This is a genomic window from Treponema endosymbiont of Eucomonympha sp. (assembly GCF_001028545.1).
On record NZ_BBPW01000092.1, the window covers coordinates 21,790 to 35,651 of the forward strand.

General features: G+C 57.5%; 15 protein-coding genes. 9 read left to right on the top strand and 6 right to left on the bottom strand.

The features are described 5' to 3' along the window. Window positions 1-390: 390 nt before the first annotated feature. Window positions 391-2,070, bottom strand: a complete 1,680-nt coding sequence (locus AWU74_RS04735) for a putative manganese-dependent inorganic diphosphatase (RefSeq protein ID WP_062328143.1) — start codon at window positions 2,068-2,070, stop codon at window positions 391-393. 117 nt (window positions 2,071-2,187) lie between these two features. On the opposite strand from AWU74_RS04735, the gene AWU74_RS10340 reads away from it, so the two are divergent. Further along, complete coding sequence (locus AWU74_RS10340) at window positions 2,188-2,499, top strand: hypothetical protein (RefSeq protein ID WP_162504827.1); 312 nt, start codon at window positions 2,188-2,190, stop codon at window positions 2,497-2,499. Between the two features lie 407 nt (window positions 2,500-2,906). Here AWU74_RS10340 and metK read toward each other — a convergent pair whose 3' ends face one another. The 4 genes from metK to AWU74_RS14220 all read right to left on the bottom strand — a co-directional run bounded on the left by metK (window position 2,907) and on the right by AWU74_RS14220 (window position 6,249). Beyond that, entirely contained in the window at window positions 2,907-4,085 is a 1,179-nt protein-coding gene (gene metK / locus AWU74_RS04740) for a methionine adenosyltransferase (protein ID WP_062328146.1), read from the bottom strand. 544 nt (window positions 4,086-4,629) lie between these two features. Further along, window positions 4,630-4,839, bottom strand: coding sequence for a hypothetical protein (locus AWU74_RS10345; RefSeq protein ID WP_162481437.1), 210 nt, complete (start codon window positions 4,837-4,839; stop codon window positions 4,630-4,632). Window positions 4,840-5,029: 190 nt separating this feature from the next. Continuing rightward, entirely contained in the window at window positions 5,030-5,734 is a 705-nt protein-coding gene (locus AWU74_RS14215; RefSeq protein WP_306700988.1) for an asparagine synthase-related protein, read from the bottom strand. Window positions 5,735-5,799: 65 nt separating this feature from the next. Beyond that, window positions 5,800-6,249, bottom strand: a complete 450-nt coding sequence (locus tag AWU74_RS14220; protein ID WP_306700989.1) for a hypothetical protein — start codon at window positions 6,247-6,249, stop codon at window positions 5,800-5,802. Between the two features lie 111 nt (window positions 6,250-6,360). Here AWU74_RS14220 and AWU74_RS04750 point away from each other — a divergent pair. The 6 genes from AWU74_RS04750 (at window position 6,361) to AWU74_RS04775 (ending at window position 12,387) form a co-directional block, all read left to right on the top strand. Continuing rightward, window positions 6,361-7,136 (top strand): IS5 family transposase gene (locus AWU74_RS04750; protein WP_162504828.1). Its coding sequence is split into 2 segments (ribosomal slippage): window positions 6,361-6,739 and window positions 6,739-7,136, totalling 777 coding nucleotides; the frame shifts between segments, so codons are not numbered across the junction. A gap of 1,037 nt (window positions 7,137-8,173) precedes the next feature. Next, complete coding sequence (locus AWU74_RS04755; RefSeq protein ID WP_162504829.1) at window positions 8,174-8,977, top strand: transporter substrate-binding domain-containing protein; 804 nt, start codon at window positions 8,174-8,176, stop codon at window positions 8,975-8,977. A 511-nt stretch (window positions 8,978-9,488) separates the two neighbouring features. Continuing rightward, window positions 9,489-10,694 (top strand): M20 metallopeptidase family protein, encoded by a 1,206-nt coding sequence (locus tag AWU74_RS04760; RefSeq protein WP_187150842.1) that lies wholly within the window; start codon window positions 9,489-9,491, stop codon window positions 10,692-10,694. A gap of 366 nt (window positions 10,695-11,060) precedes the next feature. Then, entirely contained in the window at window positions 11,061-11,408 is a 348-nt protein-coding gene (locus AWU74_RS04765; protein ID WP_187150843.1) for a transposase, read from the top strand. Beyond that, window positions 11,353-11,802 (top strand): transposase, encoded by a 450-nt coding sequence (locus AWU74_RS10350; protein WP_187149454.1) that lies wholly within the window; start codon window positions 11,353-11,355, stop codon window positions 11,800-11,802. The genes AWU74_RS04765 and AWU74_RS10350 overlap by 56 nt, the downstream gene beginning before the upstream one ends. 114 nt (window positions 11,803-11,916) lie before the next feature. Next, window positions 11,917-12,387 (top strand): single-stranded DNA-binding protein, encoded by a 471-nt coding sequence (locus tag AWU74_RS04775; protein ID WP_086045924.1) that lies wholly within the window; start codon window positions 11,917-11,919, stop codon window positions 12,385-12,387. Between the two features lie 108 nt (window positions 12,388-12,495). Here the strand turns inward: AWU74_RS04775 and AWU74_RS04780 are convergent, their stop codons facing one another. Continuing rightward, a complete protein-coding gene (locus tag AWU74_RS04780) occupies window positions 12,496-12,723 on the bottom strand; it encodes a hypothetical protein (protein WP_059370679.1) in 228 nt (75 codons plus the stop codon). Window positions 12,724-12,847: 124 nt separating this feature from the next. On the opposite strand from AWU74_RS04780, the gene AWU74_RS04785 reads away from it, so the two are divergent. Next, window positions 12,848-13,117 (top strand): TM1266 family iron-only hydrogenase system putative regulator, encoded by a 270-nt coding sequence (locus tag AWU74_RS04785; protein WP_059369281.1) that lies wholly within the window; start codon window positions 12,848-12,850, stop codon window positions 13,115-13,117. Beyond that, window positions 13,118-13,765: a radical SAM protein gene (locus tag AWU74_RS04790; protein WP_238580166.1), complete on the top strand. Its 648-nt coding sequence runs from the start codon at window positions 13,118-13,120 to the stop codon at window positions 13,763-13,765. The last annotated feature ends 97 nt before the right edge of the window (window positions 13,766-13,862 follow it).

Below are 13,862 nucleotides of genomic sequence, written 5' to 3' on the forward strand. Positions count from 1 at the left end.
GCGGAAAATGTGTCAATATTTCGGCGACCGCTGCCCGGCATACGGGCGTATCAGAGGCTCTGATATGGGCGGCAGAGAGGCGGCGATACGGGCGTCTCTCTTGCGAGCGGACGAGAGGCTCTCGTGTGAGCGGACGAGCGTCTCTCGTATGGGCGGACGAGAGGCTCTCGTGTGAGCGGACGAGCGTCTCTCGTGTGGGCGAACGAGAGGCTCTCGTGTGGGCGAACGAGAGGCTCTGTTCTAGCCTAACGAGAACCTCCCGCGCGGGCGGCTCGCTTGCCGCCCTATAAGCTGCCGGCTTGCAAGACGGGATAAAGGCGGCTATCCTCTATGCTTCGCTTCTCCGTCGAGTTCCCTCAAGAAACTCTGTCGTTACCCGTAGGGTAACGCTTATGCGCCGCTTGCCCGACCGACCTGCTCGGTCAGCAGCGGGACGAGCTGCTTCTTCCGCGACAGAATGTCGTTCAGGAAATACACGCCCTCCCCCTGCCGCGGGAAGCCGAGACTTTCGAGGAACGCCGGCTTGCCCGCAATGAGCAGGGTGCTGGTGAGTTTGGTAATATCGGTTACCATAATGGCGCTGAACAGCGCGTCGCGCGTCCGCCGCTCGATTTCCAGCTCGTCGAGGAACTCCTTCTTGCGCGACAGTATCTCCGCCGGCGTGTCGACCTCTATCTGGCTCACCGTGAACGTAACGCCCGCCTCGTCGTATTCCTTCATATCCTGCTTTATGACCTCTCCCGCGCTCCGGTCGCCTATGCGGTTCGCCGCGGCGATGATTTCGCGCCCGAACTCCTGCACGTCCAAATCGGTGATATTCGACAGGTACTCGGCGGTGTCGCGGTCCTCGGCGGTCGTCGTCGAAGACTGCAAAAGGAGCGTATCGGCAAGGATTCCCGCCAGCAGAATAGAGGCTATTTCCTTCGGAATCGGCACGCGGTTCTGCCGGTACAGCGACACGATAATCGTACAGGTCGCGCCGACGGGGCGGTTTATGAACGAAATCGGCTCCTTCGTGTTCAGGTTGCCGAGCCGGTGGTGGTCGATAATCTCCCGTATGCGGTAGTTTTCTATGCCTTCGAGCGCCTGCGTGATTTCGTTGTGGTCGACGAGGATGATTTCCACGTGCGGGTCGCGGAGCAGGTTGCTCTCCGAAATGGTGCCGACGAGCTGGTTCTTGTCGTCGACGACGGGCAGCGTCCTGCTCGCCGACTCCTGCAAAAGGGGGCGCACGCTCCGTATCGTGTCCCAGACGTGCGCGGGCTTAATCTCCGAATCCGCCATCGTGGAGACGGGCGCGGAATGCATGGCGAGCATCGCCGTCTCCGCCGAGGGGTAGGGGCTTATCAGCACGGACACCCGCCGGAGCGCCGCCTTTTCGCGGAGGGGCTTTTCCATAGGCGTCCCCACCGACAGCACCAAAGCGCGCACGCCGCGCTGAATGCTGTATTCCTGCACGTCCCCGCGGTCGGCGGTTATGACGACGGCGTTCTCCGGCGTGTGGAGCGCCAGCGTCGCCTTGAACGTCTCGAAGCTCGCCGCCGCCACGATGACGACGCATTTGAACAGCTCCTCCTCGCCGAAGGCGAGCACCTGCTGCGCGGACAGCGTCTCGCGGAGCAGGCGGACGCTGGCGGAAAACAGCGTCGGCGTCTCGGGGTTCAGCACCTTCAGCATGTTCTGGGCGAAGGCGTTGTAGTTCAAAAGCGAGCTGTACGTACCGTCGGCGTTGACGACGGGCAGCGCCTTGGCGTTCGACGCCGCCATTTGCGCGACCGCGTTCCACAGCGACGCGCCGCCGCTGACCGGCTGCGCGCCCGCGTTCATATAGTACGCGACCTTCGGAATCATGTCGGGGATATACTGCGGCACGGGCACTTTGAAGCGCTCAAAAATATACTCCGTCTGCGGCGCCAGCTTGCCGCCGCGCACCGCCGCGTATTCCGGCTTGCCCATGCAGCGCTTCAGGCGGGCATACGCCGCCGCCGCCACGACGGAATCGGTGTCGGGATTCCGGTGCCCCATGATATAGACCGCCTTCTGCGCGGGCGGCAGGAATTGCTCGTTCATAGCGGCATTATAGCGCGCGCGCCGAAGGCTTGCTACTGTACGCCGCAGGTTTATACCCGAGTTCTTTGAAAGAAATCGGCATAGAGGCGAAGCATACAAACGCGGCTACCGAGCGATATGCGGACGGTTTCCACCAATGGGGGCTGCCGAACAGACTTCCGCTTTCCCTATGACAACCTGCCCTGTTTGAATGTCAAACCTGCCTGTGTTTGGCACATTCCCCGGCTCCGCACGGGGAACGTCCGAGTTCGCCGCAAGCCTTCGGCGTGCTACCGAGTTTGTGCCGTTTCGTTTGCCGCAAACTCGCTTGGCATAGAGGCGAATTTATCGAAAACTCGACAGATGGACGTTACAGATAAACTCTTATGCGACAAGCTCCTCAAAACGCCGCGCTTGTTCGCCTACAACAAAGATTTAACCGCCAACTGAACGAGGTCTGTTCCCTGCCAAAAGAGGAATATGCTCCTTATTATAGTGAGGAATGTTCCTCTACTATGGCGGGGAGGTTTTCCCTATTGTAGGAAAGAGACTCCCTCCTATTATTATGTGCGGACGAAACTCGCTGCTGAGTTTGCTTCGCAAATTTGCAGCGTATAAGTAAAATCGCGATGCGGACTTTGGGCATAAAAAAACAGGACTTTCGTCCTGCCTTTGTGCACATTACCTATTGCTGTATGCAAATCAGTCGATAGCGCCTGTGCGTGCTTTCAAGTACTGATATGGCAACATCTGCTGTGACCATAGGCGGCGCAAATGTCGCGTTCTCCGCCTTGCCTCTTTCTCGCCGAGACCCATAACGCAGATTATTCTCATTTCCCGGCTTATGCCGCTAAAACTCAAAGCCCTGCTTTTTTGATAGTCTGCACTTTATCAAGGGCTTCCCAGGGCAGATCAATATCCGTCCGCCCAAAGTGCCCATACGCGGCGGTCTGCCGGTAAATGGGTCGGCGCAGGTTGAACTGCCTGATAATCGCGTCGGGGCGGAGGTCGAACTCTTTTTCGATAATCCCGACGATTTTATCTTCCGCCAGCGTACCGGTGCCAAAGGTGTCGACGCTTATCGAGACCGGACGCGCCACGCCGATAGCATAGGCTATCTCCACTTCCAGCCGTTTTGCCGCGCCCGCGGCGACGAGGTTTTTTGCTATCCACCGCGCCGCATACGCGGCGGAACGGTCAACCTTTGTTGGGTCTTTTCCGGAGAAAGCGCCCCCGCCGTGACGTCCCACCCCGCCATACGTATCCACGATAATCTTTCTTCCTGTAAGACCGGAATCGCTCTGCGGTCCGCCGATATAAAACCGTCCCGTGGGGTTGATAAGGTATACGGTGTTGCCGTCCAAAAGCCCCGCCGGCAGCGCCTGTTTAATCACCTTTTCGATAATGTCCCGCTTCAGGGTTTCCTGTTTCACTTCCGCGTCGTGCTGGGCGGAAAGCACCACCGTGTGAATCCGGCGCACCTGTCCGTCGCCGCCGTATTCCACGGTTACCTGCGATTTTCCGTCGGGGCGCAGATACGGCAGGGTGCCGTTTTTGCGCGCTTCCGCCAGCTTTCTGGTGAGCGCGTGGGCAAACGCGATAGGCGCCGGCATATATGCGGGCGTTTCGTCGGTAGCATAGCCGAACACCATTCCCTGGTCCCCCGCGCCGGTTCCCGCGTCCGCGCTTCCGCCGGTTTTTGCCTCATACGCCTTGTCCACCCCCTGTGCGATATCCGGGGACTGCTCGTCCAGAGCGACCAAAACCGCGCAGGTTTTGCCGTCAAACCCGCCGCTGGTATCGTGATACCCGACCTCTACAATGGTATTCCGCACAATGGCGGGAATATCCACGTATGCCTTAGTGGAAATCTCCCCCGCTACCAGAACAAGCCCGGTTGTTGCCAGCGTTTCGCAGGCTACCCGTGATTCAGGGTCTTTCGCGAGCAAGGCGTCCAAAATAGCATCCGATATCTGGTCGCACAGTTTATCGGGATGTCCTTCCGTTACCGATTCGGAGGTAAAAAGTCTCGACATAGTCTTCTCCTGTTGTTGCCGAAGTTACTATTGATATTACCGCTCTTTTTACTATGAATTGCAAATAATATCAAGTGCTTCCAAATCTTTTTATAAAGGTTTTGCCTTTATACCGCTCGTCCGGGCGCAAAAAAGGCGGGGAAGCCCGTGCGCCTCCCCACCTGAATGTCCGCGTTCCCCTTATAGGGGAGCGCTCGATACCGTAGCCGCTTTATTACCGCTGCGCAAACGCTGCCGTCCCGCTGATTAAAGCCGCAAGGATTTGCTTTTCATTTTCTATTTCTTGTGCATGATTCAACTTACAGTCGTAAGCTTATGCATCATAATTATTCAAATCCCTATTTTATGTCATACTTCAACGACCAAAATGCAACCGTATCTTTATGTGATAAGGGGTCGCCTATATAATAGTGCGCCGACAAGATCGTCTTCATAAGCGTTACGAACCCGGCTAGCGTCAACAAGATTTTTCTTCTTCAGTTCTTCAATAATACCTTCAGAACGGCAGGTGAGATACAAATATGTCCAAGAATCGGCTACAACTTTAGTTGAATATGCCCAATACCGTATTGGCATTTGCTCCCGGACTTTTAAGAGAAATTACATGATCTTTAAGTTTTACAAATTCTGATTTTCTCGCAGATTCTACTGTAATAGAAAATACGTTATCTCTGTTCTCTCTTAACCCATTTCCGCAAGAGAAAGCGGCAAACGCTGCTGCGGCCGCTAATAAAGTAATCAAACTCTTTTTCATTTTTCACCCTTCATTGAAAAACCGCCGCCTGTCCGACAGACAGTCGCCGCGTCCGCCAAAATGCTCGGCGCGTCGATTAAAAACCTCTTCGTTGCATTCATCTTTTCCTTCCGCTACATTTTGTTATTGTATACAATACATAAAACATGTTTCGCGCTTTGTTAAGAGGCTTTTCGGCACAAACGCGGCGTCAAACGACCCGCCCATACAACTTTATGCGCCGCTCATAAAAACTTCCGAACGACTCGGACAACTTTATGAGTCGTTCAGAGACTTTTACGAACGACCCGGAGACTTCTCTGCGCGCCGCATAAAGCTGTATGAGCAGCTCGCAGGAGAAAGCGGACGGCGCGAAAAACGGCACGCGCCCTTCCACGCCCCAGGCCGCGAGCGATTTGTTTGCCCGCAGGCAGTCGTACAGGTGCAGTTTGCCGAGTTTCCGCACCGTCTCCTCGTGCAGTTCCCGCGCGTTCGGCGCTTTGTGAAAGTACAAATAGCCGCCGAACAGCTCGTCGGAACCTTCGCCCGAAAGCACCATTTTGATGCCCATAGATTTTATGACGCGGGCGAGCAGGAACATAGGCGTGGAAGCGCGGACGGTGGTTATGTCGTAGGTTTCAAGGTGATAAATCACGTCGCTCACGGCGTCCAGCGCTTCCTGTATCGTGAAGTGCACCTCGTGGTGCACCGTGCCGATATGGTCGGCGGCTTTCTGCGCGGCGAGCAGGTCGGGTGAACCTTCCAGCCAGACGGCGAAGCTATGGAGCCGTGGCCACCACGCCGCCTGCGCGCCGCCGGTCTCGATGCGTTTCTGCGCGAACTTCTGCGTGACGGCGGCGATAATGGACGAATCAAGCCCGCCCGAGAGCAGCACGCCGTAGGGCACGTCGCTCATAAGCTGGCGCCTCACCGCGGCCTCCAGCGCGTTCCGCAGCGCGGCGACGTCGCTCGCGTTGTCTTTTACCGCGCCGTAGTCCGTCCAGCCGCGCGAATACCACTTAATCGGCGTTTTGTCGCGGCTGTAGAAATAATGCCCGGGGGGAACTCCTCTATCGTGTAGCAGACGCCTTCCAGCGCCTTCAGCTCGCTCGCCACGTAATAGCGCCCGTCCTCGTCCCAGCCCTGATACAGCGGGATGATTCCGATATGGTCGCGCCCCACGAAGTAGGCGTCGTTTTTCTGGTCGTACAGGGCGAACGCGAATATGCCGTTCAGGTCTTCGAGAAAACTCGCGCCTTTTTCCTGATAGAGCGGCAGGATGACTTCGCAGTCGGACTGCGTCTTGAAGCCGTACCTGTCCGCGTATCTCCGGCGAATGTCCTGGTGGTTGTAGATTTCGCCGTTGACCGCGAGGATGACGCTGCCGTCTGCGGACGCGAGCGGCTGCTTGCCCGAAAGCGGGTCGACAATAGAGAGCCTCTCTCCCGCCTAGAACAGTGTCTCTGTCCCGCCCTAGACAGTGCCTCTGTCCCGCCCTAGGTAGTATGGACTAAAGAGGAAAAAAGAGGTAAAACAGGAAGCATGAAAGAAAATGAAGGCATTCACCGGCACGATATAAGCGACGAGGCGTGGGAACGGATAAAAGAACTGCTGCCCGGACAGGCAGGGAAACGCGGGGGAGTGGCGAAAGACAACCGTTTGTTTATCAACGCGGTAGCGTGGCAGACGCGCACGGGCGCTCCGTGGAGAGACATGCCGCCAGAATTCGGGAACTGGAACAGCATACACAAGCGGTTTTGTCGCTGGCGGGACAAGGGAATAGGGAAAATGCTGGCGGACGCCGCAATAGGCGAGCCTGCCGGGGATATCCGTATGATAGATTCGACGTATATCAAGGCACACGCGGACGCGTGCGGGGCGCGCGGCGGCACTCAGGACATTAGCCGTACAAAAGGGGGCTGAACAGCAAATTACATTTGGTAGTTGACGAGTACGGGATACCGGCAAGCGGCATTGTGACAAGCGGTACTGTCGCGGCTTGTAATCAAGCGCCTCTCCTTATGGAGGATTTGGAGGCGGAAGCGTTTCTTGCGGACAAGGCGTATGACACGAACGAACTGCTCGATATGCTTAAGGAAGCGGATATAACAGCCGTCATCCCTCCGGTTAAAAGCCGGAAAGAGCAGAGAGCGTACAGTCATGAACTGTATCGGGCGCGGCACGTCATTGAAAACGTCTTCCGCGCCCTCAAGCGCTGGCGCGGAATTGCCACACGCTACGCAAAGCTCACCGCTTCCTTCATCGCCGCTATTCATGTCAGGTGTTTATTCCTCTACCTTCCAGTCCACACTACCTAGATGCCGTAATACGGGTAAGCGGCTACTGTGTTTATCAAGAAGGCTTGCCGAGGAGAGCCTGCGCGCCCGTGTCAGGAGTGCCGCGTTACCCTACGGGTAACGTTCAAGTTTCCACCAGCGGGGCTACCGAGCGAGTCGACCGAGGGGCTTCCGCCCAGTTGCCTGCCGAGTGGTACTGCCGAAGGGCGAAAGCCAATATGCCGTAATACGGGTAAGAACCTACCGCGGTTACCGAGCGATATGCCGGCGCTTTCTGCGTAGTTGCCTACCGAGCGAGCCGACCGACAGGCGATATAAAGCCGTAGTACGAATAAGCGGCTACTGCAACTACCGAGCGGGCTTGCCGAAGGGCGAAAGCCTCTATGCCGTAGTACGGGCAAACACCTGCCGTGTTTATCAAGAAGGCTTGCCGAGGGGCGACATAAAACCGTAATACGGATAAGCGGCTACCGGGCGGGCTTTGAAACCTGCTCATGTTTGACTGCCAAACCTGCCTATGTTTCGCGTTACCCTGCGGGTAAGGTCCGAGTTCTGCGCACGCCTGCGGCGCGCGCTATCGAGTTTGCTTCGCAAACTCGCTTGGCATAGAGGCTGATACTTACTACGGCTACCGAGTAATCCGACCGACAGGCGAAAGCCTTTATGCCATACTACGGGTAAGCATCTACTGTGCCTGCCGAGCGATATACTGGCGGTTTCAACCAGCGGGGCTACCGAGCAATCTAGCCGAGGGGTGGCATAGGTTATGACACGCCCGTGTCAGGAGCGCCGCGTTACCCTGCGGGTAACGACCGAGTTCTGCGCACGTCTGCGGCGCACTACCGAGTTTGCTTCGCAAACTCGCTTGGCATAACGGCAAGCGGCGTTCGGCGGTAGCCGAACGACCGAGTTTCTTGAGGAAACTCGGCATATAAAGTTTGGTGGGCAGGTTTCAAAGCCTGAAATGCGCGCTTCACAAAGCCCGGCGCGGGCGGTACCTTGACCGGCGGCGGAAGCGGCGTATACTGGCGCAATACTTTGGGGCAGGAGGCTACAATATGAAAACAGCACAGAGAATCGCGGCGGCGGCGCTGGCATTCGCCGCGGCATTGTCGGCAAGCGCGGCGGGAAACGCCAAGAACAGCAAGGGGAAGCCGCGCGAAATCATCGTCGGGGCGGCTCCGACGTTAAAGCCGTACTGGTATCTCGACGAGCACAACAAGCTGACCGGCTTCGAGAAGGCGGTGCTGGACGAAATCGACGCGCGGCACACGGAGTTCACGCTCAAGTATCAGATTATGGATTTTCCCAACATTCTCCTGTCGCTGGAGTCGGGCAAAATCGACATCGCGGCAGCCCAGCTCGAATACAATATCGAGCGCGCGCAAAAGTACCTGTACGGCACGGTCGGCTACACCACGTTCCCCCAGCATTTGGGCGTGCGCGAGAACGACTTCAGCATAAACTCGTTTGACGACCTGAAGGGCAAGACGGTGGTGCTGACATACACGGCGGCAAACGAATACTACGTGACGAATAAGTGGAACGAGGAGCACGGGCGTCCGTTCAAAATCATATTCGAGTCGACCCGCGCTCTTGGGTGCGAGGATATCGCATCGGGCAAGGCGGACGCTATGGTGTCTATGATTCGAGACCTTGAAGGCTTCAACAGGGAATACGACGCGCACCTCCGCATTGTGGAGCCGGCGGTGTACAACTCGGACACATACTATATGTTCAACAAGCAAACAGGCGCGGAACTGCAAAAGACCTTCGACGCGGCGCTGCAGGAGCTGAAAGACGACGGCACGCTGAAGCGGCTCTCCCTTGAGTGGCTGGGCGGCGACTTCACCGCTAAATAAGAGAAGGCGGCATAGAGACAAAGCAATAAGCCCGCCCGTGCGCTGACCTCCTTGTGCGCGGACGGGGGCGGGGCTGCCGCAAGGCAGTCCCGCCTTTTTTATGTGCGCACGTTCGCGGCGTATAGGCAAAGCCGCGCCGCGCTTATGCGCCCATAGCAGCGGCAGCGATATGGGCGTATCAGAGGCAGCGATACGGGCGTATCAGAGGCAGCGATATGCCCTTAACAGAGACAGCGTTAAGGGCTTAACAAAGGTAGCGAACAGTGCAGTAAGCCGACCTCTGCAAGAGCTAGCGTCGGTCGGCTTGCCTATACGCCGTCATAGGGAAGCGGTAAAACCGCTTCCCTATGAGACGAGAAAGGGAATAGGCTTTGCCCGCTCCCTTTCTCTCCCGCTCGGTAAGCCCGCCCTATACTGCGCAAGCCTTCGGTGCGCAGTATAGGCAAAGGCGCGGCGAAGGCATATACTTTACGAAACTTGAATGTTCCCCACAGGGAACGCGGGAGGCGCTATGGCGGAACAGGCAGCGGCGGGCGAAACCGCCGGCAGGCTCAGGCAGCTTGCGGAAAAGCACTATGCGCGGGGCGTGGAGATTCGGCACCACCTGCACCGGCACCCCGAGCTTTCGGGGCAGGAAACCGAAACCGCGCGCTATGTCGCGGGAATCCTGCGGGAATGCGGGATAGAGACCCAAACGGGAATCGGGGAGAACGGCGTGCTCGGCGTCATTCGGGGCGGCAAGCCGGGCAAAGCGGTGCTGCTCCGCGCGGATATGGACGCGCTCGCGGTGGACGAGCAGGCGGACGTGCCGTACAAATCGCTTGTGCCCGGCGTCATGCACGCTTGCGGGCACGACGGGCACACGGCGGGGCTGCTCGTCGCGGCTATGGCGCTCAGCGAGCTGCGGGACGAAATCCCCGGCACCGTTAAGCTCATGTTTCAGCCCGCGGAGGAAAACGGCGGCGGAGCGGAGAAGATGCTCGACGCGGGCATTCTGGAAAACCCGCGTGTCGAAGCTGCGTTCGGCTGCCACCTTGCCGGCGACGTCCCCGAAGGGCAGGTCGCGGTCAGACTGGGCGCGGCTATGGCTGCTCCCGACGAGTTCCGCGCCGTGCTGAAGGGACGGGGCGGGCACGCAGGGCACCCGAACCTGACGGTCGACCCCATAGTCATGGCGGCGGAAGCCGTTACGCAGTTCCAGACTATCGTGAGCCGCCGCCGGGACCCCGTCGACCCCGCGGTCGTGTCGGTCTGCATGATACGGGGCGGCGAGACGCACAACGTGATTCCCTCCGAAGTCCGGCTGCTCGGCACGATACGGACATTCAGCGCGGAACTCCGCGAGGCGATTCCCCGCGAAATGGAGCGGATACTCAAAGGCATTGCGCTCGGCGCGGGCGGCTCGTATGAGCTGACGGTAACGAGGCGTTATCCCCCGCTCATAAACGACGCGGCGGCGACCGCGCTGGCGCGGAGCGCGCTCGCCAGGATTGTCGGCGCGGACAACGTGCTGGAGTCGCCCGCGCCGAGCATGGGCGGGGAGGACTTCGCTTATATCGCCGAGCGGGTGAGCGCGTCGTTCTTCTTTGTCGGAATCATGCAGGGCGCAACGCCGGTGGTGAACCACAGCCCCGGCTTCCGCTGGGACGACCGCGTGCTCAAAACCGCGTCGGCGTGCATGGCGCAGGTTGCGCTCGACTTTCTGCGTTCGGCGTAAGGAATGCCTGATAGGGCTGGCGCATATGCTTCGCCTCTATGCGGCAGACAGGCTTGCCGAAAAGCGGGAATAGGGTAGGATACAGCGATAAATCCGTCCGCGCACTGAACTCCGCGTGGACGGGGGAGGGGTTGCCGCAAAGCAACCCTTCCTTTTTTGTGCCCAGCCCCGTTTTGCCTGCCGAGCGGATTTTGCCAAGGGGCGGGGACAAACAGACGCCCGTGCGGGGAGTGCCTACTATGCGTACCGTATGTTATGCATACCGTATGCGCGGCAGAGCGCATGGTATATTACAAAGCACCATATACATATAACTCCGCCCTAGACAGTGTGGACTAGATAGGGGAAAGAGGTAAAATGAGAAACATGAAAGAAAATGAAGGCATTCACCGGCACGATATAAGCGACGAGGCGTGGGAACGGATAAAAGACCTTCTGCCCGGACAGGCAGGGAAGCACGGGGGAGCGGCGAAAGACAGCCGCCTGTTTATCAACGCGGCAGCGTGGCAGACGCGCACGGGCGCTCCGCGGAGAGACATGCCGCCTGAATTAGGGAACCGGAACAGCATATATAAGCGGTTTTGCCGTCAGGCGGGACAAGGGAATATGGAAAATGTTGGCGGACGCCGCAATAGGCAAGTCTGCCGGGGATATTTTTATGATAGATTCGACGTATATCAAGGCACACGCGGACGCATGCGGGGTGGCAGTTAGGACATTAGCCGTACAAAAGGGGCTGAACAGCAAATTACATTTGGTAGTTGACGAGTACGGGATACCGGCAAGCGGCACTGTCACGGATTGTAATCAAGCTCCTCTCCTTATGGAGGATTTGGAAACGGAAGCGTTCCTCGCGGACAAAGCGTATGACACGAACGAACTGCTCGACATGCTTAAGGAAGCGGATATAACAACTGTCATCCCTCCGGTTAAAAGCCGAAAAGAGCAAAGAGCGTACAGTCATGAACTGTATCGGGCACGACACTTATTGAAAATGTTTTCCGTGCCCTCGAGCGCCGGCGGGGAAACGCTGCGCGCTACGCAAAGCTTGCCGCTTCCCTCATCGCCGCCATTCATGTCACTCTACCTTCCTATCTATACTGTCTAATAATTTTCCGCTGTTTTCAAGAACGGGTGCCTTTTCTGCGCTGCCGCACCATAAATAGATACGGCAGCACAATTTGTGCTGTCAATGCTAAATCACACGAAACAGGAGTTATATATGAATTCGCTCAATTCGGTTATTCTGGAGGGGAACGTGGTACGGTCGCCGGATATGCGGGAAACGGCAAAGGGAACGCCGATTTGCAAGTTTAGCGTGGCGATAAACCGGTGGACGCAATACCGCGAGGGAATGCCTCAAAAAGAAGTGTCGTTCTTCGACATCGACGCGTGGGGCGATTTGGCAAAAGCGTGTGCACAGTCGTGCGAAAAAGGACGCGGGGTGCGCATTGTCGGGCGGCTGAAACAGAATCGGTGGCAAGATCCGGATGGAAAAAACAAGACGAGAATCGTCATTGTCGCCGAACACGTCGAGTTTAAGCCGAAGTTTTCCCTCGACGCTACCGCCGCCGATGATGCCCGCCAGAAAAGTGTATTCCAAACCCGTACAGACGCGGACAGCGCCGCGTTCGCTGATTTTTCAGAGGCTGCGGCGCAAGCCCGCGAAGAACAAATTGCGGCGGTTTTCTGACGGTAAAGCGGTATGCGGAACATAAAAAGTCGCCGTCAGCTGATTTTCGGTTCAGCCGGTGCCGTGTTTATCCACGCGCCCGCCGCGTTCACAGCCGACACGTATCGGCTACAGGTGATTACGCGCTTTTCCAACGGGAAAACTGATGAAAGATCCGCGCACTATTGAATACGCGCACCCTATATGCCGAGTTTCCTCAAGAAACTCAAGCGATACCCGCGCAATGCGCGGGTATCGCTTGACGCCGCCGCTTTTCTGCGTTACCCTTAAACACACGCCGTCGGCGAGCGGTAGCTTTCCGAACGGCGGATTCTGCGCCAAAACCTTGCGAATCAAGATATGTTCTGTTTCGGCGAGGGCACGGCATTCGGCACGCGAGCGCAGCCCCCGCTGCGCACAATCTGCGGCGTATGCCTACCCTCATGCTTTTCGGCGTGGGGGTATTTTTTTTGGAGGGACTATGGAACGGATAGCGGTTATCGGCGCAGTGCTGGAGAAGCCTCAGACCAGCCAGAGGCTGTTCAACGAGACGGTTTCCCGCTTCAGGGGAATCATCAAAGGCAGAATGGGAATCCCGTTCGACGAGGACGACACCGGAGTCATCGCGCTCACGGTGCGCGGGGAACTGGACGACATAAACGCCCTCACCGGCAAGCTGGGGAACCTGCCCAACGTTACGGTGAAGACCGCCGTGTCGGGCGAACTGGAACGAATCAAGGGAGGCGCATAAATGGCAACTGTACCTGTCGCCGAAACGACGAAAAACACCTTTATCGACGCCGACTATATCAGCGGCGTGCTTGAGCACGCGAAGGGCGCCACCGACGCGGAGATTCAGCGGATTCTCGACAAAGCCGAACGCTTTGAAGGCGCGAGCCATACCGAGATTGCCGCGCTGCTCATGACCGAAAAGCCGGAGCATATCGCGCGCATCTTCGACATTGCGGGCAAAATCAAGCGGCACATTTACGGCAACCGAATCGTCCTGTTCGCGCCGCTGTACGTGAGCGACTACTGCGTGAACCGCTGCGCGTATTGCAGCTATAACTGCGGGCACGATTTTCCGCGCCGCAAGCTGACTATGGACGAGGTGCGCGAAGAAACAAAGCTGCTGGAGCAAATGGGGCACAAGCGAATCGCCCTTGAAGCCGGCGAGCACGGCGCGGAATGCCCAATAGAGTATATCCTCGAATGCATCGGCGCGATTTACGGGATGAAGTTCAAAAACGGCGAAATCCGGCGAATCAACGTCAACATTGCCGCGACGACGACGGAAAACTACCGCAAGCTCAACGCCGTCGGAATCGGCACGTATATCCTGTTTCAGGAAACCTACCACCAGCCGACCTACGAGCAGGTGCACCGCGCCGAAGCATAGGTTATGACACGCCCGTGTCAGGAGCGCCGCGTTACCCTGCGGGTAACGACCGAGTTCTGCGCACGTCTGCGGCGCACTACCGAGTTGGGTGCGTATA

Bases quoted from the DNA above. Each gene is read 5' to 3' on its own strand.
- AWU74_RS10345 (WP_162481437.1), bottom strand. From the start codon at position 4,839: ATGAAAAAGAGTTTGATTACTTTATTAGCGGCCGCAGCAGCGTTTGCC.
- AWU74_RS10350 (WP_187149454.1), top strand. From the start codon at position 11,353: ATGATAGATTCGACGTATATCAAGGCACACGCGGACGCATGCGGGGTG.
- AWU74_RS04735 (WP_062328143.1), bottom strand. From the start codon at position 2,070: ATGAACGAGCAATTCCTGCCGCCCGCGCAGAAGGCGGTCTATATCATG.
- AWU74_RS14215 (WP_306700988.1), bottom strand. From the start codon at position 5,734: ATGAGCGACGTGCCCTACGGCGTGCTGCTCTCGGGCGGGCTTGATTCG.
- AWU74_RS04785 (WP_059369281.1), top strand. From the start codon at position 12,848: ATGGAACGGATAGCGGTTATCGGCGCAGTGCTGGAGAAGCCTCAGACC.
- AWU74_RS04760 (WP_187150842.1), top strand. From the start codon at position 9,489: ATGGCGGAACAGGCAGCGGCGGGCGAAACCGCCGGCAGGCTCAGGCAG.
- metK (WP_062328146.1), bottom strand. From the start codon at position 4,085: ATGTCGAGACTTTTTACCTCCGAATCGGTAACGGAAGGACATCCCGAT.
- AWU74_RS10340 (WP_162504827.1), top strand. From the start codon at position 2,188: ATGCGGACGGTTTCCACCAATGGGGGCTGCCGAACAGACTTCCGCTTT.
- AWU74_RS04755 (WP_162504829.1), top strand. From the start codon at position 8,174: ATGAAAACAGCACAGAGAATCGCGGCGGCGGCGCTGGCATTCGCCGCG.
- AWU74_RS04775 (WP_086045924.1), top strand. From the start codon at position 11,917: ATGAATTCGCTCAATTCGGTTATTCTGGAGGGGAACGTGGTACGGTCG.
- AWU74_RS04790 (WP_238580166.1), top strand. From the start codon at position 13,118: ATGGCAACTGTACCTGTCGCCGAAACGACGAAAAACACCTTTATCGAC.
- AWU74_RS04765 (WP_187150843.1), top strand. From the start codon at position 11,061: ATGAAAGAAAATGAAGGCATTCACCGGCACGATATAAGCGACGAGGCG.